The organism is Streptomyces sp. NPDC018029 (assembly GCF_044327655.1).
GTDB lineage: Bacteria > Actinomycetota > Actinomycetes > Streptomycetales > Streptomycetaceae > Streptomyces.
The window spans coordinates 154508-173435 of sequence record NZ_JBIRFV010000005.1 but is presented as its reverse complement, the minus strand read 5'-3'; the positions used below and the strand labels follow the sequence as shown (position 1 = coordinate 173435).

At 71.6% G+C, this 18928-nt stretch carries 18 protein-coding genes and 1 riboswitch; of the genes, 9 read left to right on the top strand and 9 right to left on the bottom strand.

Annotated features, from left to right (window positions below; genetic code table 11):
* Positions 1-292: 292 nt before the first annotated feature.
* From ACH4D5_RS17095 to thrC, 3 genes are all read right to left on the bottom strand, one after another.
* Positions 293-496, bottom strand: coding sequence for a cold-shock protein (locus tag ACH4D5_RS17095; protein WP_005315736.1), 204 nt, complete (start codon positions 494-496; stop codon positions 293-295).
* 419 nt (positions 497-915) lie between these two features.
* On the bottom strand, positions 916-1191 hold the full coding sequence (locus ACH4D5_RS17090) for a MoaD/ThiS family protein (RefSeq protein WP_398302941.1): 276 nt from the start codon (positions 1189-1191) through the stop codon (positions 916-918).
* An 86-nt stretch (positions 1192-1277) separates the two neighbouring features.
* Entirely contained in the window at positions 1278-2597 is a 1320-nt protein-coding gene (thrC, locus tag ACH4D5_RS17085; protein WP_398302939.1) for a threonine synthase, read from the bottom strand.
* Positions 2591-2719: riboswitch (SAM riboswitch) on the bottom strand. It overlaps the preceding gene by 7 nt.
* Positions 2720-2895: 176 nt before the next feature.
* Between thrC and ACH4D5_RS17080 the strand changes: the two genes are divergently transcribed.
* Together ACH4D5_RS17080 and ACH4D5_RS17075 are read left to right on the top strand one after the other, a co-directional pair.
* Positions 2896-3840: a glucosyl-3-phosphoglycerate synthase gene (locus ACH4D5_RS17080; RefSeq protein WP_398302937.1), complete on the top strand. Its 945-nt coding sequence runs from the start codon at positions 2896-2898 to the stop codon at positions 3838-3840.
* A 50-nt stretch (positions 3841-3890) separates the two neighbouring features.
* Positions 3891-5297 (top strand): trehalose-6-phosphate synthase, encoded by a 1407-nt coding sequence (locus ACH4D5_RS17075; protein ID WP_398302935.1) that lies wholly within the window; start codon positions 3891-3893, stop codon positions 5295-5297.
* 22 nt (positions 5298-5319) lie between these two features.
* Here ACH4D5_RS17075 and otsB read toward each other — a convergent pair whose 3' ends face one another.
* From otsB to ACH4D5_RS17060, 3 genes are read right to left on the bottom strand one after another with little or no spacing between them, the layout of a single operon-like run.
* On the bottom strand, positions 5320-6192 hold the full coding sequence (otsB, locus tag ACH4D5_RS17070) for a trehalose-phosphatase (RefSeq protein WP_398302933.1): 873 nt from the start codon (positions 6190-6192) through the stop codon (positions 5320-5322).
* 19 nt (positions 6193-6211) lie between these two features.
* Entirely contained in the window at positions 6212-6454 is a 243-nt protein-coding gene (locus ACH4D5_RS17065) for a DUF3263 domain-containing protein (protein WP_398302931.1), read from the bottom strand.
* Positions 6455-6503: 49 nt separating this feature from the next.
* A complete protein-coding gene (locus ACH4D5_RS17060) occupies positions 6504-7721 on the bottom strand; it encodes an ABC transporter substrate-binding protein (protein ID WP_398303738.1) in 1218 nt (405 codons plus the stop codon).
* A gap of 214 nt (positions 7722-7935) precedes the next feature.
* On the opposite strand from ACH4D5_RS17060, the gene ACH4D5_RS17055 reads away from it, so the two are divergent.
* From ACH4D5_RS17055 to ACH4D5_RS17035, 5 genes are all read left to right on the top strand, one after another.
* A complete protein-coding gene (locus tag ACH4D5_RS17055) occupies positions 7936-8829 on the top strand; it encodes an SIS domain-containing protein (protein ID WP_398302929.1) in 894 nt (297 codons plus the stop codon).
* Between the two features lie 671 nt (positions 8830-9500).
* Complete coding sequence (locus tag ACH4D5_RS17050) at positions 9501-10532, top strand: ROK family protein (protein ID WP_398302927.1); 1032 nt, start codon at positions 9501-9503, stop codon at positions 10530-10532.
* Positions 10532-11671 (top strand): N-acetylglucosamine-6-phosphate deacetylase, encoded by a 1140-nt coding sequence (nagA, locus tag ACH4D5_RS17045; RefSeq protein WP_398302925.1) that lies wholly within the window; start codon positions 10532-10534, stop codon positions 11669-11671. The genes ACH4D5_RS17050 and nagA overlap by 1 nt, the downstream gene beginning before the upstream one ends.
* A gap of 155 nt (positions 11672-11826) precedes the next feature.
* Entirely contained in the window at positions 11827-12762 is a 936-nt protein-coding gene (locus ACH4D5_RS17040) for a 1-phosphofructokinase family hexose kinase (RefSeq protein WP_398302923.1), read from the top strand.
* A gap of 74 nt (positions 12763-12836) precedes the next feature.
* Positions 12837-13703: a ketose-bisphosphate aldolase gene (locus ACH4D5_RS17035; RefSeq protein ID WP_398302921.1), complete on the top strand. Its 867-nt coding sequence runs from the start codon at positions 12837-12839 to the stop codon at positions 13701-13703.
* Here ACH4D5_RS17035 and ACH4D5_RS17030 read toward each other — a convergent pair.
* Both ACH4D5_RS17030 and cdgB read right to left on the bottom strand, forming a co-directional pair.
* Positions 13700-14677: a carbohydrate-binding protein gene (locus tag ACH4D5_RS17030; RefSeq protein WP_398302919.1), complete on the bottom strand. Its 978-nt coding sequence runs from the start codon at positions 14675-14677 to the stop codon at positions 13700-13702. The genes ACH4D5_RS17035 and ACH4D5_RS17030 overlap by 4 nt on opposite strands.
* An 87-nt stretch (positions 14678-14764) precedes the next feature.
* Positions 14765-16402, bottom strand: coding sequence for a diguanylate cyclase CdgB (cdgB, locus tag ACH4D5_RS17025; protein ID WP_398302917.1), 1638 nt, complete (start codon positions 16400-16402; stop codon positions 14765-14767).
* A 399-nt stretch (positions 16403-16801) separates the two neighbouring features.
* On the opposite strand from cdgB, the gene ACH4D5_RS17020 reads away from it, so the two are divergent.
* Positions 16802-17383 (top strand): flavin reductase family protein, encoded by a 582-nt coding sequence (locus ACH4D5_RS17020; protein ID WP_398303736.1) that lies wholly within the window; start codon positions 16802-16804, stop codon positions 17381-17383.
* A 165-nt stretch (positions 17384-17548) separates the two neighbouring features.
* Here the strand turns inward: ACH4D5_RS17020 and arfB are convergent, their stop codons facing one another.
* Positions 17549-17977, bottom strand: coding sequence for an alternative ribosome rescue aminoacyl-tRNA hydrolase ArfB (gene arfB, locus ACH4D5_RS17015; protein ID WP_398302915.1), 429 nt, complete (start codon positions 17975-17977; stop codon positions 17549-17551).
* 178 nt (positions 17978-18155) lie between these two features.
* Here arfB and ACH4D5_RS17010 point away from each other — a divergent pair, with 178 nt between their 5' ends.
* Complete coding sequence (locus ACH4D5_RS17010; protein ID WP_030791572.1) at positions 18156-18731, top strand: TerD family protein; 576 nt, start codon at positions 18156-18158, stop codon at positions 18729-18731.
* The last annotated feature ends 197 nt before the right edge of the window (positions 18732-18928 follow it).

The following is an 18928-nucleotide window of genomic DNA, read 5'->3' as shown; positions in this document are numbered from 1 at the left end:
GGACCGTGCTGGTGCCCGCGACGGACGGACTGCGTGCCGTGTGGTTCCTTGCCCCACGCGGCCTGCGGACCTCACCGACCCGATCCAAGTTCTGTCACTCTCACTCGGAGAGTGCTAAGCCCAATGATTAGCACTCGACCCCCACGAGTGCAAGGTGCTCCCGCCAGATCCGCCCGGCGCGCGGGAGCACGGACGCCCCCCGGGGGCCCGCACCGGACGCACACGAGGGGCCCGTACCCCTGTGGGATACGAGCCCCTCGCGATGCTTGCTTCGGTGGTCGATCGCGCCGAGCTAGACGGCGAGCTTGACCATGTCCGCCTGCGGACCCTTCTGGCCCTGCGAGATCTCGAACTCGACTCGCTGACCTTCTTCAAGGGTGCGGTAGCCGTCCATCTGGATCGCGCTGTAGTGGACGAAAACATCCGCACCACCGTCGACCGCGATGAAGCCGTACCCCTTCTCCGCGTTGAACCACTTGACGGTGCCCTGAGCCATGCCTAACTCCCCTATTACTGGCCCTTGCACAGGACCGCACTTCGCGGACCCGGGTCAGACCTCACCCCCCACTGATTGGGGGTGTGCGCCGGAACGCGTCGACCGCCGCTGAATGTATCTGTCCAACTGCCGTCTGCAACAGGTCAATCGGACGAGAATTCTGGGCGCGCCCGATCGGTAATATGCGGAGAATTCACCGGAATCCAGGGCAAGTCGGGCCGGGCAAAAGGCACATGGGGCTCAAATGGGCAGTGCGCTTTGGCTACTTCTTGTCGGCTCCGGGCCGACTTCGTATATGCACTCGGCACTGACGGCGAAGCACGCTTCCCAACTGTACCGCGCTCAACCAAGCAGAATTGCCCCCTCCGCTTCTCTCGCGGAGGGGGCAATTCGAATTACGCAGGGTGCTTGCGAAAAGGTCAGCCGCCGGCGACGGCGGGAATGATCGAGACGCCCGAGCCGTCCGGCGTGGCCGTCTCCAGGCCCTGCTCGAAGCGGACGTCGTCGTCGTTCACGTACACGTTGACGAAGCGGCGCAGCTTGCCCTGGTCGTCCAGGACGCGGGCGGCGATCCCGGTGTGGTTCTTCTCCAGGTCGGCGATGACCTCACCCAGATTCGCCCCTTCGGCGGCAACCTCGGCCTTGCCGCCGGTGTAGGTGCGCAGAATGGTGGGGATGCGAACGTTGACACTCATGGTTCACCTCAGGGGGATACGGGCCCCGTAAGGGGCGCGGGGAACTGCGCGACCAGCCACAACGGCCCCGCAGGGAAGCAACAACCTCAGCCGGCAAGGCCCGCGGAGCGAAACGCCTCAAGGCTCGGCTTGATCGTGGCGGTGGCCTGCGAAGTCTCGGCGACAGCGTCAAGCGTCTTCAGGCCGTCCCCGGTGTTCAGGACCACCGTGGTGAGGGCCGGGTCGAGAAGCCCCGCCTCGAAGAGCTTCTTCGTGACGCCCACCGTCACACCCCCCGCGGTCTCCGCGAAGATCCCTTCCGTGCGGGCGAGCAGCTTGATCGCCTCGACGACCTGCTCGTCGTTCACGTCCTCGACCGCCCCGCCCGTGCGGCGCGCGATGTCCAGGACGTACGGCCCGTCGGCGGGGTTGCCGATGGCCAGCGACTTGGCGATGGTGTTCGGCTTCTGGGGGCGTACGACGTCGTGGCCGGCCTTGAAGGCGGTCGACACCGGCGAGCAGCCCTCGGCCTGCGCGCCGAAGATCTTGTACGGCTTGTCGGCCACCAGGCCGAGGGCGATGAGCTCCTTCAGCCCCTTGTCGATCTTCGTGAGCTGCGAGCCGGAGGCGATGGGGATGACGAGCTGGTCGGGCAGCTCCCAGCCGAGCTGCTCGCAGATCTCGTACGCGAGGGTCTTGGAGCCCTCGCCGTAGTACGGCCGCAGGTTGACGTTGACGAAGCCCCAGCCCTCGCCCAGCGGGTCGCCGATGAGCTCGGAGCAGAAGCGGTTCACGTCGTCGTAGTTGCCCTCGATGCCGACGAGTTCACCGCCGTAGACCGCGGCCATGACGACCTTGCCCTGCTCCAGGTCGTGCGGGATGAACACGCAGGAGCGGAAGCCGGCGCGGGCGGCGGCGGCGCCGACGGCGCCCGCGAGGTTGCCGGTGGAGGAGCAGGAGAGCGTGGTGAAGCCGAAGGCGCGCGCCGCTTCGAGGGCCTGCGCGACGACGCGGTCCTTGAAGGAGTGCGTGGGGTTGCCGGAGTCGTCCTTGACGAACAACTTGCCCTGCTCGAAGCCGAGTTCACGGCCGAGGTTGTCGGCCTTGACGAGCTGGGTCCAGCCGGGGTTCAGGTTCGGCTTGTCGGCCACGTCGGCGGGGACGGGGAGCAGCGGGGCGTAGCGCCAGATGTTGGCGGGGCCTGCCTCGATCTGCTTGCGGAGGGCTTCCGGGTCGCCGAGCGGCAGGTCGTACGCGACTTCGAGGGGGCCGAAACACTCGACGCAGGCGAAGATCGGGCCGAGCGGGAACGTGGTGCCGCACTCACGGCAGGAGAGGCCGGAGGCGGGCCCGAGGTCGACGGAAGGGGTGGTGCTCTGGGTGGCGACGGTCTGCACAGCCATGGAGGCGAGGCCCTTTCTCCTCATCTTCCTCGCGACGCATCTCGCCGCGAGACGGAATTGGCACCTTCCCCACCGTGACCTCGCGGTCGGCGGGAGGGTTGCCGGGGCTTCAACGGGCCGTTTCCCTCTGCCCCTCTGGATGAGCGGTTTTCGATTATGGGTTTCAGTTGTCGATCTCAACGCGGCGGTGACCCCGACATGCGATGGTCACCGGCGTTGTTCAAGACTGTAACCGAAGCCCCGGACCCTTGAGATAGTCGTCCGAACCGCGAGATGGATCACATCGATCACCTCATCGATCACCTATGGGAGGACCGCGACCGTGCTGGAAGAGGTCGAGCGCTGGCTCAGCAGGCGTTCCTGGTCCGTCGCCGACCGGCCGCCGGCCCGGCTCGCCGAGGCCAAGCGCGCCGGCGGCGCCTCGGTGAGCGTCGTGCTGCCCGCGCTCGACGAGGAGGGGACGGTCGGCGAGATCGTCGCCGAGATACGCCGCGAGCTGATGGAGAAGGTCCCGCTGGTCGACGAGCTGGTGGTGATCGACTCCGGCTCCACGGACCGTACGGCCGAGGTCGCCGCGGCGGCGGGCGCGAAGGTCGTCCGCAGGGACGAGATCCTGCCGCGCGTCCCCGCGGTCCCGGGCAAGGGCGAGGTGCTGTGGCGCTCGCTGCTCGCGACGAGCGGTGACATCGTCGCGTTCGTCGACGCGGACCTGCGGGAGTTCTCCGCGGACTTCGTCTCGGGGATCGTGGGACCGCTGCTCACCGACCCGGACGTGGCCTTCGTGAAGGCGATGTACGACCGCCCGCTCGGCGAGGCCGCCGGGCAGGGCGGCCGGGTGACGGAGCTGATGGCGCGGCCGCTCCTGAACATGCACTGGCCGCAGCTTGCGGGGTTCGTCCAGCCTCTCGGCGGCGAGTACGCGGCCCGCAGGTCGCTCCTGGAGCGGCTGCCGTTCCCCGTCGGGTACGGCGTGGAGCTCGGCCTGCTCGTCGACGCGCTGCACACGGTGGGCCTGGACGCGCTGGCACAGGTGGACGTCGGGGTGCGCAAGCACCGGCACCAGGACGGGCAGGCGCTCGGGCGGATGGCGGCGGCGATCTACCGGACGGCACAGCTGCGGCTCGCGCGCGGGCATCTCGTACGCCCCGAGCTCACGCAGTTCGAGCGGGGCGAGCACGCGTTCGTGCCGCGGACGTACGCGGTCGACACGGAGGAGCGGCCGCCCATGACGAGCATCGCCGAGTACGCGCACCGCCGCGTGGCGTGACCCGGAGCCCGTACGTTTGCCCGGCCCCGGGACGGGCTACGTTTTGCCACATGGTCTCCGAGCACGGTTCGTCAGCAGCACAGGTACTCGTCGCGTCCAACCGCGGCCCCGTCTCGTACACCGTCGGAGAGGACGGTGAGCTGACCGCCAGGCGTGGCGGCGGCGGCCTGGTCTCCGGGCTCAGCGCCATCGGCGACGAGGCGGACGCCCTGTGGGTGTGCGCGGCGCTCGGCGACGGCGACCGCGAGGCGGTGCGCCGGGGCGTCGGTGAGCCCGGCGTACGGATGCTGGACATCGACGCGGACGTCCACGCGGACGCGTACAACGGCATCGCGAACTCGGTGCTGTGGTTCGTCCACCACCTGCTCTACCAGACGCCGTTGGAACCGGTCTTCGGACCGGAGTTCCGCGCACAGTGGGCGGCGTACGAGACGTACAACCGGGCGTTCGCCGAGGCGCTCGCCGAGGAGGCGGGGCCGGGGGCGGCCGTCCTGGTGCAGGACTACCACCTGGCGCTGGTGCCGGGCATGCTGCGGGAGCTCCGCGAGGACCTGCGCATCGGCCACTTCTCGCACACCCCGTGGGCGCCCGCCGACTACTTCCGGATGCTGCCGGACGACGTGGCCGAGCAGCTGCTGCGCGGGATGCTCGGCGCCGACCGGCTCGGCTTCCTCACCGGGCGGTGGGCGGACGCGTTCACGGAGTGCTGTGTGCGGCTCGTCGGCGGGACCTCGGGCACGCGGATCGGGGTGCACGGGCTCGGCGCCGACGCCGACTTCCTGCGGGAGCGGTCGCGGCGCGACGACGTCGAGGAGCGGATGCGGGCGCTGCGGGAGCAGGCGGGCACGCAGGACGGCGAGGACCGGAAGCTGATCGTCCGGGTGGACCGGACGGAGCTGTCCAAGAACATCGTGCGGGGCCTGCACGCCTACCGCGAGCTGCTCGACACCCACCCCGAGTGGCGCGAGCGCGTCGTGCACGTCGCCTTCGCCTACCCCTCCCGGCAGGACCTGGCGGTCTACCGCGACTACACCGCGGAGGTCTCCCGGGTCGCCGAGGACATCAACGCCACGTACGGGACGGACGGCTGGACCCCGGTGGTCCTGCACGTCAAGGACGACTTCGCGCGCTCCCTCGCGGCCTACCGCATGGCGGACGTGGCCCTGGTCAACCCCATCCGCGACGGCATGAACCTCGTCGCGAAGGAGGTGCCGGTCGTCTCCGACGAGGGCTGCGCGCTGGTCCTGTCGCGGGAGGCGGGCGCCCACGAGGAGCTCGGCGAGGACGCGCTCTCCGTGAACCCCTTCGACGTCACGGCCACGGCGGAGGCCCTGCACACGGCCCTCCTGATGCCGCCGGAGGAGCGCGCCGAGCGCACGAAGCGCCTCGCGGCGGCGGCGACGGCGCTGCCGCCCGCGCAGTGGTTCCTGGACCAGCTGCGGGCCCTGACGGGCTGAGGCGCCCCGCGCGCCCGCGCGCTCAGGTCAGCCGGGCGCCGATCGCCGACAGGAGTCGTACGACACCCTGCGGGCCGTCCACGACCAGGTCGGCCCGCCCGGCCAGCTCCTTGACCTCCGCGCTGCCGCTGCACACGAGCAGGCCCGCGACACCGTCCGAGCGGAGCTTCTCCACGGCGCCGAAGGCGGGCAGGTCGCCGAGGTCGTCGCCTGCGTAGAGGACGGACTCGGCGCCCACCTCGCGCAGGTACTCGGCGAGGGCCACGCCCTTGTCCATGCCGGGCGGCCGCAGCTCCAGGACGAGCCGGCCCGGCTCGACGATCAGGCCGTGCCGGTGCGCCAGCTCGCCGAGCGGCTCGCGCAGCGCCTCGAAGGCCGCCTGCGGGTCCTGCGCCCGGCGCGTGTGCACGGCGACGGCGCGGCCCTTCTCCTCTATCCACGATCCGCGCCAGGCGCCGATCCCGTCCAGGAAGCCGGGCAGCTCGGCGCGGACGGCCGCGACCCCGGGGTGCGGCTCGGCGGCGCGGACCGTGCCGGTGACGGCGTCCCAGCGCTCGGCGCCGTAGTGCCCGAGGACGACGAGGTGCTCCAGGCCGGGGACGCCCGCGAAGCCGCCGTAGCGGACGGCGACACCCGCCGGGCGGCCCGTGACGACCGCCACCGACCGCAGGCGGGGGGCGAGCGCGGCGAGCACCGGCACGGCGTCCGGGTGGGCGCGCGCCTGCTCGGGATCGGGCACGATCGGGGCGAGCGTCCCGTCGAAGTCCAGCGCCACCACGGCGCGTTCCGGCCGGGCGAGGAACGCCGCGAGGCCGTCGCGCCCCGCGGGCGTCACGGGCTCGGGCAGGCCGGGCGGCTCGGGCAGGTTCGACAGCGAGTACGTAGGGTCACCCATGGGCCCGACCTTAGCCGCGTCAGCGCTCGGCGCGCCGGTACTCCCGCACCCGGCGCAGCCGATTGACCGTAATCGGGTCGTGGGCGAGCGCCCGCGGGTCGTCGAGGAGGGCGTTCAGGAGCTGGTAGTAGCGCACCGGCACCATGCCGAGCTCCTCGCGGACGGCGCGCTCCTTGGCGCCCGGGCCCGGCCACGGCCGCCGTTCGAGGGCCAGCACCGCGCGGTCCCGCTCGGAGAGGCCCTCCGGCTCCTGATCGGTCATACCCGCCACGCTACCGGCCGCCTCGGACACGACCGCATCGACTGCTCGGCTACTCGGCGTTCTCCGCGGTCATCGCCCGGGTCTGGATCCGGCCGAGCACCGACTTGGGGTCGCCGCCCTCGCCGACGGTCTTGCCGATGTCCTTCTTGATGTCCGCCGAGACCTGCGCCCAGGACGTCTTGCCCACCGGGTAGAGCTCCGAGGTGGGGAGCTCCTTGAGGAACTCGCCGAGCGCGGTGTGGCCGCGGTCCTTCGCCATCGCCTGCGAGGCGGAGGTCGTCACGGGCAGGATGTCGTACTCGTTCGAGAATTCGAGCACGTTCTTCTTGCTGTAGACGTAGTCGAGGAACTTGCCGGCCTCCTTGCGGTGGCCGTTCTGCTTGAACGCCATCATCCAGTCGGCGACGCCCATCGTGGCCTGCGCCTTGCCGTTGACGCCGGGCGCCGGCACCATGCCGAACTTCACGCCCTTCTTGGCGGCCATCTTCATCAGCGTCGGGTGGCCGTTGAGCATGCCGACCTCGCCGCGCGAGAACGCCGCGAACGCCTCGGCGCGGTTCAGCTGCGCGGGGGGCGTGGGACCGGTCAGGCCCTTGCCGACGAGCTCGTCCCTGAGCCAGGAGAACGTCTTGGCGTTCTGCGGGGAGTCGAGGGCGTACGAGCCGACGTTGTCGGTGTAACCGCCGCCGCCGCTCAGCATCCACATGAGCGTCTCGGCGGGGGCCTCCTCGGGGCCCAGCGGCAGCGCGTACGGGATCTTCACGCCGCGCGCCTTGAGCGCCTTCGCGTCGGCCTGCAGCTCGCTCCAGCTCTGCGGCGGAGTGAGGTGGGCGTCCTTGAAGAGCTTGGTGTTGTAGAAGAGCAGCCGCGTGGAGGAGGCGAACGGCATGCCGTACTGGATGCGGTTGACCTCGCCGGCCTGCGAGAGCGGGGCCAGGAAGTCGGCCTGCGTGGCGATGGAGAGGAGCTCGTCGGCCTCGTAGAGCTTGCCCTGCGCGGCATAGTCGGCGTAGGCGCCGATCTGTGCCAGGTCGGGGGCCTCGCCCTTCTTGACCATCTCCTTGACCTCGCGGTCGACGTCGTTCCAGGAGTGAACGGTCACGTCGACCTTGATGCCGGGGTTCTCCTTCTCGAACCCCTCGACGACCTTGGCCCAGTACTTCTTCGAGCTGTTCGCCGCCGAGTCGCCGTAGTCGGCGGCCACCAGCTTGAGGGTGACGTCGCCGGAGTCGCCGGGACCGCCGCAGCCGGCGAGTACGCCCGCCATGCCCAGTGCGGCCACCGCCGCGGTCAGTCCTGTCACGCGCCGCTGCACAGCTGTCCCACCCTCGTTGCTTCCACAATCCGCTTGAACCGCGAGTTTCCCCCGAGTCCGGACACAAGGTCTACACCACCCGCGTATCACTTGTGCAACGGCGGTCCCGCCGATGACCATGGCGGGAGTCCCGCACCAGTCCCGCACTGACGAGGAGCCCCGGCGCATGTCGCGTACCGCAGCAGAGATAGCCACCCAGCCCGCCTGCTGGCACCGGGCGGTGGAGGCGGCCGCCACATTCGAGGCATTTCCGCAGCCGGGAGAGCGGGTCGCCGTCACCGGGTGCGGGACGTCGTGGTTCATGGCCATCGCGTACGCGGCGCTGCGCGAGGCGGCCGGGCTCGGCGAGACGGACGCCTTCGCGTCGTCGGAGTTCCCTGCCGGGCGGACGTACGACCGGGTCGTCGCGATCACTCGCTCGGGCACGACGACGGAGGTCCTTGACCTGCTGACGCGCCTGAAGGGCACGGTTGTGACGCTCGCCCTCACGGCCGACCCGAAAACCCCCGTCATGGACGCGGCGGACACCGTGGCGGTCCTGGACTGGGCGGACGAGGAGTCGGTCGTCCAGACCCGCTTCGCGACGACGGCCTTCGCCTTCCTGCGGGCCGGGCTCGGCCACATTCCCGGCCTCAAGACGGTGGCCGAGGCGGCCGTCGACGCGGAGCTCGCGGTGACCGAGCCGCTGCCGGCGGCGGTGCTGGGCGCGGAGCAGTGGACGTTCCTGGGGCGCGGCTGGACGTACGGTCTGGCCCTGGAGGCCGCCCTGAAGATGCGGGAGGCGGCCGGCGCCTGGACGGAGGCGTACCCGGCGATGGAGTACCGCCACGGTCCGATCTCGATCACCGGCCCCGGCCGGGTGGCCTGGATGTTCGGCACGCTGCCGGAGGGGCTCGCGGGGGACGTGGCCCGTGTCGGCGGGGAACTGGTGGCCCGCCAGGAGGCGGACCCGCTCGCCGACCTCGTCCGCGCCCAGCGCCTGGCTGTGGCCCTCGCGGAGGCCCGTGGCCAGGACCCGGACCGCCCCCGCAACCTGACGCGCAGCGTCATCCTGAGCTGACCCTGGCGGGCCGCCTTGGCGGCACCGCCGCCGCGGGGCTACGGCCGCCCCCGGCTCGGCACCGGGGCGGGGCCCCTGTTTGCCTCCCGGTCATCCGACCCGCCCGGCCGAGGATGTGGCCCCCTGCACCGCCACCGCACCGAACGCTGCCGCCGCCCGGCCCTCGCCTCTCGCTCGTGGGGCCACGCCCTGAACCGCCGCTCCGCGGCGGCCACCTCCCACCCACCCACCCGTGCACCCCGCACCGAAACGCAACGTAGGGCAACGGGTGGGCGGGGTTCTGCCAGCGGTCGTCAGGTGCGGGGCAACGGGTGGGCGGGTGGGAATAGATCCGCCGCGAAGCGGCGGGGTTCTGCCAGTGGTCGTCAGGTGCGGAGCAACGGGTGGGTGGGTGGGAAAGTTTCGCCGCGAAGCGGCGAGGCAGTGCGGCAACCGATCGTTGCGGGGTGCCGGGTGGGCGGGTGGGAAAGATCCGCCGCGAAGCGGCGAGGAAAGGACGGGCGGCACAGCCCGGGGCGCGCAACGCCGACCACCCCCCGCCCCGGAGGGGCCGCCACCCCCTCCCCCGAGGCCCCCCACAAGCGGACAGCTGCGCCCAAAAAGATCGCGCGCCCGGCACGGGAGCACGAAGTGGACTAGACCTGTCACGGCCGACGCGCGAGACTGTCCCCGTGAGACACGTCATCGCCCTCGATGTGGGCGGCACCGGAATGAAGGCCGCCCTGGTCGGGGCCGACGGCACCCTGCTGCACGAGGCGCGCCGCCCCACGGGACGCGACCGCGGCGCCGACGCCGTCGTCGAGTCCATCCTCGGCTTCGCCGCGGAGCTGCGCGCCCACGGCGTCGAGCGGTTCGGGGAGCCCGCCGCCGCGGCGGGAGTCGCCGTGCCGGGCATCGTGGACGCGGAGCGGGGTGTGGCCGTGTACGCGGCCAATCTCGGTTGGAGCGACGTCCCCCTGCGCGACCTCCTCAGCGCCCGCCTGGAGGGCGTCCCCGTGGCCCTGGGCCACGACGTCCGTACGGGCGGCCTCGCCGAGGGCCGCATAGGGGCGGGGAAGGGCGCCGACCGGTTCCTGTTCGTACCCCTGGGAACCGGCATCGCGGGCGCCATCGGCATCGGCGGCGCCATCGAGCCCGGCGCCCACGGCTCGGCCGGCGAGATCGGGCACATCGTCGTCCGCCCTGGCGGCCCGCCCTGCGGCTGCGGCCAGCGCGGCTGCCTGGAGCGCCTCGCCTCCGCGTCCGCGGTCAGCAAGGCGTGGGCCGAGGCGAGCGGCGACCCGGAGGCGGACGCCGCGGACTGCGCGAAGGCCGTGGAGTCCGGCGACCCGAGGGCCCAGGAGGTCTGGCGGAACGCCGTGGACGCCCTGGCCGACGGCCTGCTCACCGCCCTCACCCTGCTGGACCCGCACACCCTGATCATCGGTGGCGGTCTCGCGGAGGCCGGGGAAACCTTGTTCACGCCGCTGCGGGCCGCCGTCGCGGCGCGCGTCGTGCGGTTCCAGACGCTGCCGGAGATCGTGCCCGCGGCCCTCGGCGACACCGCCGGATGCCTGGGCGCGGGCCTGCTGGCCTGGGACCTCATCGGCCCGACCACCGACGGCCCGCCCACGGAAAGCCCCACCACCGACGGCCCGCCCACGGAAAGCCCCACCACCGACCCCGACCCGACACCCCACCACCCCACGGAGGTAGCCACCTGATGGCCACTAGCAAGGTTCTCGCCGGTGCCCAGGTGGTGCTGCCCACCGGAACCGTCCCGAACGGCCGCGTGATCGTCGACGGCACCCGCATCGCAGGGAGCCCGCCCGCCGGCGCCGAGACCGTCGACCTCACCGGCCACTGGGTGGTCCCCGGCTTCGTCGACATCCACAACCACGGCGGCGGCGGCGCCTCCTTCACCTCGGGCACGGTCGAGGACGTCCTGAAGGGCGTCCACACCCACCGGCTGCACGGCACCACGACCGTCGTCGCCTCGACGGTCACCGGCGAGATGGACTTCCTCGCCCAGCGGGCCGGCGTGCTCTCCGAGCTCGCCGAGCAGGGCGACATCGCGGGCATCCACTTCGAGGGCCCCTTCATCTCGCCGTGCCGCAAGGGCGCGCACAGCGAGGGCCTGCTGCGCCACCCCGACCCCGCCGACGTCCGCAAGCTCCTCGACGCGGCCCGCGGCCAGGCGAAGATGTGCACGCTCGCCACCGAGCTGCCGGGCGGCATCGACTCCGTGCGGCTCCTCGCCGAGCACGGCGTCATCGCGGCCATCGGCCACACGGACGCGACGTACGAGCAGACCGTCGAGGCGATCGACGCGGGCGCCACCGTCGCGACGCACCTCTTCAACGCCATGCCGGGCCTCGGCCACCGCGCCCCGGGCCCGATCGCCGCGCTCCTGGAGGACGAGCGGGTCACCGTCGAGCTGATCAACGACGGCACCCACCTCCACCCGGCCGCCTTCGAGCTGGCCTTCCACCACGCGGGCGCCTCCCGCGTCGCCCTCATCACGGACGCCATGGACGCGGCGGGCTTCGGCGACGGTCGCTACATGCTCGGCCCGCTGGAGGTCGAGGTGAAGGACAGCGTGGCGCGGCTCGTCGAGGGCGGCTCGATCGCGGGCTCCACGCTGACCCTGGATCGCGCGTTCAAGCGCTCGGTGACCGTCGACGGCCTCTCCGTCGACGACACCGTCCGCGCCATCTCCGCCAATCCGGCGAGGCTCCTCGGCCTGTACGACCGGGTGGGCTCCCTGGAGCCGGGCAAGGACGCGGACCTGGTGGTCCTGGACGCGGCCTTCGACCTGAAGGGCGTCATGCGGAAGGGCGAATGGGTGGTTGAGCCCTTTTAACCCCCAACTCGGGTGATTTCACCACCCGTTCGGGTGTCCTGAACAGAAGGCGGTTGGCCCTCCCCCCTGGGCCAACCGCCTTCTGTTTGGCATGATCAGGGCCCAAGAGAGGCGAACGGCAAGCACGTTCGACAGGCACTTCGGGGGTGGTACGCGTGATCCTCACCGTCACGCTGAACGCGGCCCTCGACCTCACCTACCGCGTCCCCGCCCTCGTCCCGCACACCACGCACCGCGTCACCGAGGTCGTCGAACGCCCTGGCGGCAAGGGTGTGAACGTCGCCCGGGTGCTCGCCGCCCTCGGCCACGAGGTGACGGTCACCGGCTTCGCGGGCGGCGACACCGGCCGCACCCTGCGCGAGCGCCTCGCCGCCGAGCCGCGCGTCACGGACGCGTTCGCCCCGGTCGCGGGCACCACCCGCCGCACCCTCGCCGTGGTCGACGCGGCGACCGGCGACACCACCCAGCTCAACGAGCCGGGCCCGACGGTCACCCCCGCCGAGTGGGCCGCCTTCCTCGACTCCTACGAGGAATCGCTGCACCGCGGCGACCTGACCGCGGTCGCCCTCTGCGGCAGCCTGCCCCCCGGCGTCCCCGTCGGCGCGTACGCCCTCCTCATACGGTCCGCCAGGTCCGCCCGCGTCCCCGTCCTGCTCGACACCAGCGGGGAACCGCTGCGCCGCGGCGTCGCCGCCCGCCCCGACATCGTCAAGCCCAACGCCGACGAGCTCGCCGAGCTGACGGGCTCCCACGAGCCGGCGCAGGCCACCCAGGACGCCCGCCGCAGGGGCGCGCACGCCGTCGTCGCCTCGCTCGGCGCCGACGGCCTCCTCGCGGTCACCCCGGACGGCGGCTGGCGCGCCAGGCCACCGAAGCGGGTGGGCGGCAACCCGACCGGCGCCGGCGACTCGGCGGTCGCGGGGCTCCTCTCCGGGCTCGCCGAGAAGCTGCCGTGGCCCGACCGCCTGGCCCGCGCCGTGGCGCTGTCGGCGGCGACGGTGGTGGCGCCGGTGGCGGGCGAGTTCGACCCCGCCACGTACGAAGAACTGCTGCCTCGGGTCGCGGTGACCGCTCAGGCCACACCGGCGTGACCCACCGCACCTGATCACAGACCCGCATCTCGCACCGCACAACGGGGCGCAGCGCCCTGGGAATTGGGGAGCACGTGCCACTGGTCAGCACCGGCGAACTCGTCGCGGAGGCCCGCGCCGCGGGTCACGGCGTCGCCGCGTTCAACGTCATCACCCTGGAGCACGCGGAGGCGGTCGCGCTCGGCGCCGAGCGGGCCGGGACGCCCGCGATCCTCCAGATCTCCGAGAACGCCGTGAAGTTCCACGGCGGCCGGCTCTCCGCCATAGCGGCGGCGACGGCCGCGGTGGCCCACGCGTCCACGGCCCGCCTCTCGCTCCACCTGGACCACGTGACGGACGTCGAGCTGCTGCGGGCCGCGCACCCGGAGGGCTTCAGTTCCGTCATGTTCGACGCGTCGAAGCTGTCGTACGGCGAGAACGTGAAGGCGACGGCGGACGCGGTCCGCTGGGGCCACGAGCGCGGCATCTGGGTGGAGGCGGAGCTCGGCGAGGTGGGCGGCAAGGAGGGCGAGGCCCCGCTGGACGCGCACGCGCCCGGGGTCCGCACCGATCCGGCGGAGGCGGCCGCGTACGTCGCCGACACGGGCGTCGACGCCCTCGCGGTGGCCGTCGGTTCCTCGCACGCGATGACGGAGCGCACGGCCACCCTGGACCACGAGTTGATCGCCTCCCTCACGGCGGCCGTGCCCGTCCCCCTCGTGCTGCACGGCTCAAGTGGCGTACCGGACACGGAGATCCGCCGGGCCATCGCGTCCGGCATGGTGAAGATCAACGTCGGCACGGCCCTCAACACGGCGTTCACGGGCGAGGTGCGCGCGTACCTCGACGCCCACGAGAAGGGCGTCGACCCCCGGAAATACCTCGTCCCGGCTCGCGAGGCGATGGCCGGGACGGTGGCGGGGTTCCTGGGGCTGCTGAGGCAACCGGCAGCGGACAGCTAGCCGTTGGTGCCCTCGACGAGCCACATCTGGTCGATGTTCGCCCCTGTCGTCCCGCACAGGTCGCTCTGGGCGCAGGTGAGCGTGACCGTGTTGGTGCCCTTGGTGAGCTGGACCACCGCCCAGGTGTTGGTCCAGCCCTTCTCCCAGTCCCCTTCCTCCGCGTGGGCGAAGTTCTTCATGTTCAGGGGGCGGGTCTGCTTCTTGCCGTTGACGAGGATCGTGGCGTTGGAGTCCTTGCCGGGGACGCCGTAGTTCACGCGGAGGCTGTACGAGCCCGCCTTGGGAATGCCGTTGACCGTCCACGTCACCTGGGCGCCGACCTTGTCGAAGCCGGCCACATAGACCCCGCCCGACGCCTTGGCGCCGTCGACGTCGGACGCCGTGGTCGTGCCGCCCTCAAGCTTCAGGGCCTTCGCGTCCGTCTTGGGCAGCTCGACCGGCTTCTCGGGCTTCTTGCTCGGCTTCTCGCTGGGCTTGACGGACTCGGCCTGCGTCGGCTTGCCGCCCGCCTGCGCCTCGCCGTCCTTCTCGTCGCCACCGCCGCCGAAGATCATCGCGGCGCCGATGCCGATGGCGACCACGGCCACCACGGCGATGGCGGCGATCAGCAGCCCCTTCGTGTTGGGACCACGTCCGCGGCCGCCGCCGCTCGCCGGCTGCATGGGCTGCGTCACCGGGGCGCCGCCGGGCTGCGCCTCGGGGGCGGTGTAGTGGGCGTTCGGCCTGCCGTAGGCCTGCTGCTGGGCCTGCTGCGGCACCTGCTGACCGTACGTCTGCTGCCCGTAGGCGGGGCGGCGGTCGCCGACCGCTCTGACCTGGTTGTACGAGGACCGGGGCCCCGGGTACCCGTAGCCACCGCCACCGCCGGGCGGGGTCGCGCCGGCGGCCTGTCCGTCCTCGTACAGGTAGCCGAACGGATCGTCGTCGCCCTGCGGCGCGCTCGGCGTGTTCTCGCCGTTATTGCCGGGCGTCATTCCCAGGTCACTCCCTTACATCGCTGACGCGGGGAGCCTACCCGGTCCGAGTGAGCCCAAGGAGTGGCCTTGACCTCATCGGTATCGCTATCCGGCCCGCCGGTGCTGCTTGGCACGTGAGCGTTTCTCCACGTACATCCGCTGGTCGGCGGAGTGCAACACTTCGTCGGCCGACATCCCGCAGTGCGCCCAGCCGATGCCGAAACTGGCCCCCACCCGGACCGCTCTGCCGTCGACCCGGATCGGCGGGATGATCGCGTTCCGCAGGCGGACCGCGAGGTCCTGGGCGTCGGCGCGGCCGAGGCCGTCGGCGAGGACGACGAACTCGTCGCCGCCGAGCCGCGCCACCGTGTCCCCGTCCCGCACCCCGCTGGTGAGCCGGCGCGCGACCTCGATGAGGACGGCGTCACCGGTGTGGTGCCCGAACCGGTCGTTGATCGACTTGAAGCCGTCGAGGTCGCAGAAGAGGACGGCGAGCCCCTTGGTGCCGTCGTCCACGTCGCCCTCGCCGCCCTGGGGGGCGACGGTGTGGACGTGCGGGTCGAAGCCCTCGTCCTGCTGGAGCGAGGCGTGCCCGAAGTCGAAGCCGTGTTCGTAGGCGGCGTCGAGGGAGTCCACGGCGCTGGGGCGGCCCGCGTGCGGCCTGCGGCAGAGGCGGGCGCTGAGCCGGGCGCGCAGCTCGGCGGAGTTGGGCAGGCCGGTGAGGGAGTCGTGGCTGGCCCGGTGGGCGAGCTGCAGCTCGCGGCGCTTGCGCTCCTCGATGTCCTCGACGTGCGTGAGCAGGAAGCGGGGACCGTCGGCGGCGTCGGCGACCACAGAGTTGCGCAGGCTCACCCATACGTACGTGCCGTCGCGCCGTGCGAGCCGCAGCTCGGCGCGGCCGCCCTCGGCGGAGGTGCGGAGGAGCGTCCCGATGTCCTCGGGGTGCACGAGGTCGGAGAAGGAGTAGCGCCGCATGGCGGATGCGGGGCGGCCGAGGAGGCGACAGAGCGCGTCGTTGGTCCGGAGGATCCGGCCGTGCTGGTCGCCGCCCATCTCGGCGATGGCCATGCCGGAGGGCGCGTACTCGAAGGCCTGCCGGAAGGACTCCTCGCTGGCCCGCAGCGCCTGCTGCTCCCGCTCCAGGCGGACCAGGGCGCGCTGCATGTTGGCCCTGAGCCGGGCGTTACTGATCGCGATGGCGGCCTGGAACGCGTACATCTGGAGGGCCTCGCGGCCCCAGGCGCCGGGCCTGCGGCCGTTGCGCGGCCGGTCCACGGAGATCACGCCGAGCAGTTCGCCGCCGGCCGCCCCGGTCGCGTACATGGGGGCGAAGAGGCGGTCGGAGGGGTGCCACTCGTCCTCGAAGCGGGGCTCGGGCCCTTCCGTGTACCACTGCGGGACGTCGTCGTCGTCGAGGACCCAGCCCTCGGTGTGCGAGATGAAGCGCAGCGCGCCCCACGCCTCACCCATGGCGAGGCGGCGCTCCCAGGCGTCGCGGGAGCCGACACGTCCGGTGATGAGGGCCTCGGCGGAGGGGTTGCCCGCGAAGGCGGCGACGACGAGATCGCCGTCCGGGCGCACGAGATTGACACACGCCAGTTCATAGCCAAGGCCGTTGACGACGCCGTCGGCGACGGTCTGCAGCGTGTCCGCCAGGCTCCGGGCCGTGTTCAGCTCCGCTACCACCTGGTGCAGCTGCCGCAGGGTCGCAAGACGGACGTACGGCTCCGACTCGGTCTCCATGCTCGTTCTCCCCGAGACCTCGACAGCAACTCCAGGATGCGCAGCGCCCGCAGTGTTCTTCCGTGGTGGTCTTCCGTGCCGTGTGACTGTGTCTTGTGCCTTTGTGCCCTCAGTGTCTTATTGCCACCGTCACTGAATCACAGCGAGCTGCCCACTCGGTACACAGGGTCAACAAAATATGGGTCCTGTGACTCAAGTCACAGGTGAGAAGCCGCCGTTGGTCCAGTCCCTTGGACTAGTCCACCGCATCGGGCGGCACTGCGTGCCTGCTTTGCCGAGTTCTTTCCCTCGGTTCTTCCCTTCGCGCGGCTCCGCCGTCGGTCCTAGGACCGGTCTGGGACCGGAGCCCGATGTTTCGAGGAGGGCTCACCGGCTAGCTTCGACGTCGTGGCTCACGTACTGAAGACTCTCCCGGCCCCGCCTTCCCCACGCGTCCCGTCGAAGGATGGGCATGCTGATGGGGTGAGCAACGACGAGTTCCGCGCGGCGATGTCCCGCCTGGCCGCGGGCGTGGTCCTGGTGACGGCGCGCGAGCCCGGCCTTGACCCGGACGATCCGGCCGCGCCGGTGGGCGAGGACGTGGGCATGACGGCCACGGCCTTCCTGTCCGTCTCCCTCGACCCGCCCCTGGTCATGGTGAGCCTGCGCGAGGGCTCCCGGATGGACGACCTGCTCGCCGAGCAGCCCCTGTGGGGGGTGTCGGTCCTCTCGGAGAGCCAGCGGCACATCGCGGGCCGCTTCGCGATGAAGGGCCGGATCAGCGACCGGCTCCTCTTCGAGGACATTCCCTACGTACGGGGTGCCGCGTCCGGTGCGCCGCTGGTCGGCGGCGCGCTGTCCACCCTGGAGTGCCGCACGGAGCAGACGGTGGTGGCGGGCGACCACACACTCGTGATCGGCCGCGTCCTGACGGCCGCCCTTCCCAGCGGGGAGGGCGGCCCGCTCCTGTACTTCCGCGGCCGCTACCGCCAACTGGGCTAGCGCCCCGTCCGGCTGCGCCCCGTCAGGGGCGCGGGGAACTGCGCGCTCAGCCAGCGAGAAGCCGCAGTCGCGTGTGCCGGGATCCCGGCAGATGCGACTGCGGCTTTTTTTGTGGTTGCTCGCGCAGTTCCCCGCGCCCCTGAACGGGGCGCCCCCCGACGAGGGCTAAACCCAGCCCTGGCCGGAGCGGCCCCGTTTCGTGTCGCTCCGGGCTTTTTTGTTGCGCAGGCGCCGTTCGTTGATGCCACGAGGAACCTTCGTGGCACGCCGCGGCTTAGGCGGCGGCGCGGTCGCTTCGGCGAGGAGGGAGGCGAGCCGCGTGGCCGCCATCTCCCTGTTGCGCCACTGGGAGCGGTGCTCACTCGCCCGTACGCTGACGACGCCGTCGACGAGCCGGGACGCGAGCCGCTCCAGGGCGCGCTGCTTCCACACCTCGGGGAGCGCATCGGTGCCGGCGAGGTCGAACCGCAGCTCGACCTGGGAGTCGGTGGTGTTGACGTGCTGCCCGCCCGGCCCCGACGACCGCGAGAAACGCCACATGAGCTCGGCCTCGGGCAGACAGACGGAGCCGCGGATGGGATAGGGACCGGACATGCCTCCATGGTCCCGCGTCTGTCGGGCTCACGTCACACGCTTTTCGTGGGACCACGGGTAAAGAAAGTAAAGCGATGCGGAACCCTGGGGACCCTGGTCCGCGTTGTTAGGGGTGAACGGTAGCTTCGTCCCCAGTACGAAGCCCGTACGTATGCAACGAGGGAAGGGACTCCCAACAATGGCAGTAAGCCTGTCCAAGGGTGGCAACGTCTCGCTCACCAAGGAGGCTCCGGGCCTGACCGCCGTCACCGTGGGCCTCGGCTGGGACGTCCGCACCACCACTGGCACCGACTTCGACCTGGACGCCTCCGCGATCGCGGTGAACACCCAGGGCAAGGTCTTCTCGGACCAGCACTTCGTCTTCTTCAACAACAAGGCGACGCCGGACCAGACCATCGTCCACACCGGTGACAACGTCACGGGCCAGGGCGAGGGCGACGACGAGCAGATCAACGTGAACCTCGCGGGTCTGCCCGCCGACATCGAGAAGATCGTCTTCCCGGTCTCGATCTACGACGCCGAGAACCGCTCGCAGAACTTCGGCCAGGTGCGGAACGCCTTCATCCGCATCATCAACCAGGCCGGTGGCACGGAGATCGCGCGCTACGACCTCTCCGAGGACGCCGCCACCGAGACCGCCATGGTCTTCGGCGAGCTGTACCGCAACGGCGCGGAGTGGAAGTTCCGCGCCGTCGGCCAGGGCTACGCCTCGGGCCTGGTCGGCATCGCGCAGGACTTCGGCGTGAACGTCTGAGATGACGGCTCGGAGGGCCCCGGCGGTGTCGCCGCCGGGGCCCTCCGTCGTGCCCGGGACCGGGACGGCCCCCCGGCACCGCGGAGCGGTCCCGTAACCCGTGTGGCGGCTGGTTCGTTGGCCTGGTCTGAGCGGTTGGTGGCCACGTGACCGCTGTTCCGATGAGAGCGGCACATGCGTACCACCTTCTCGATGGA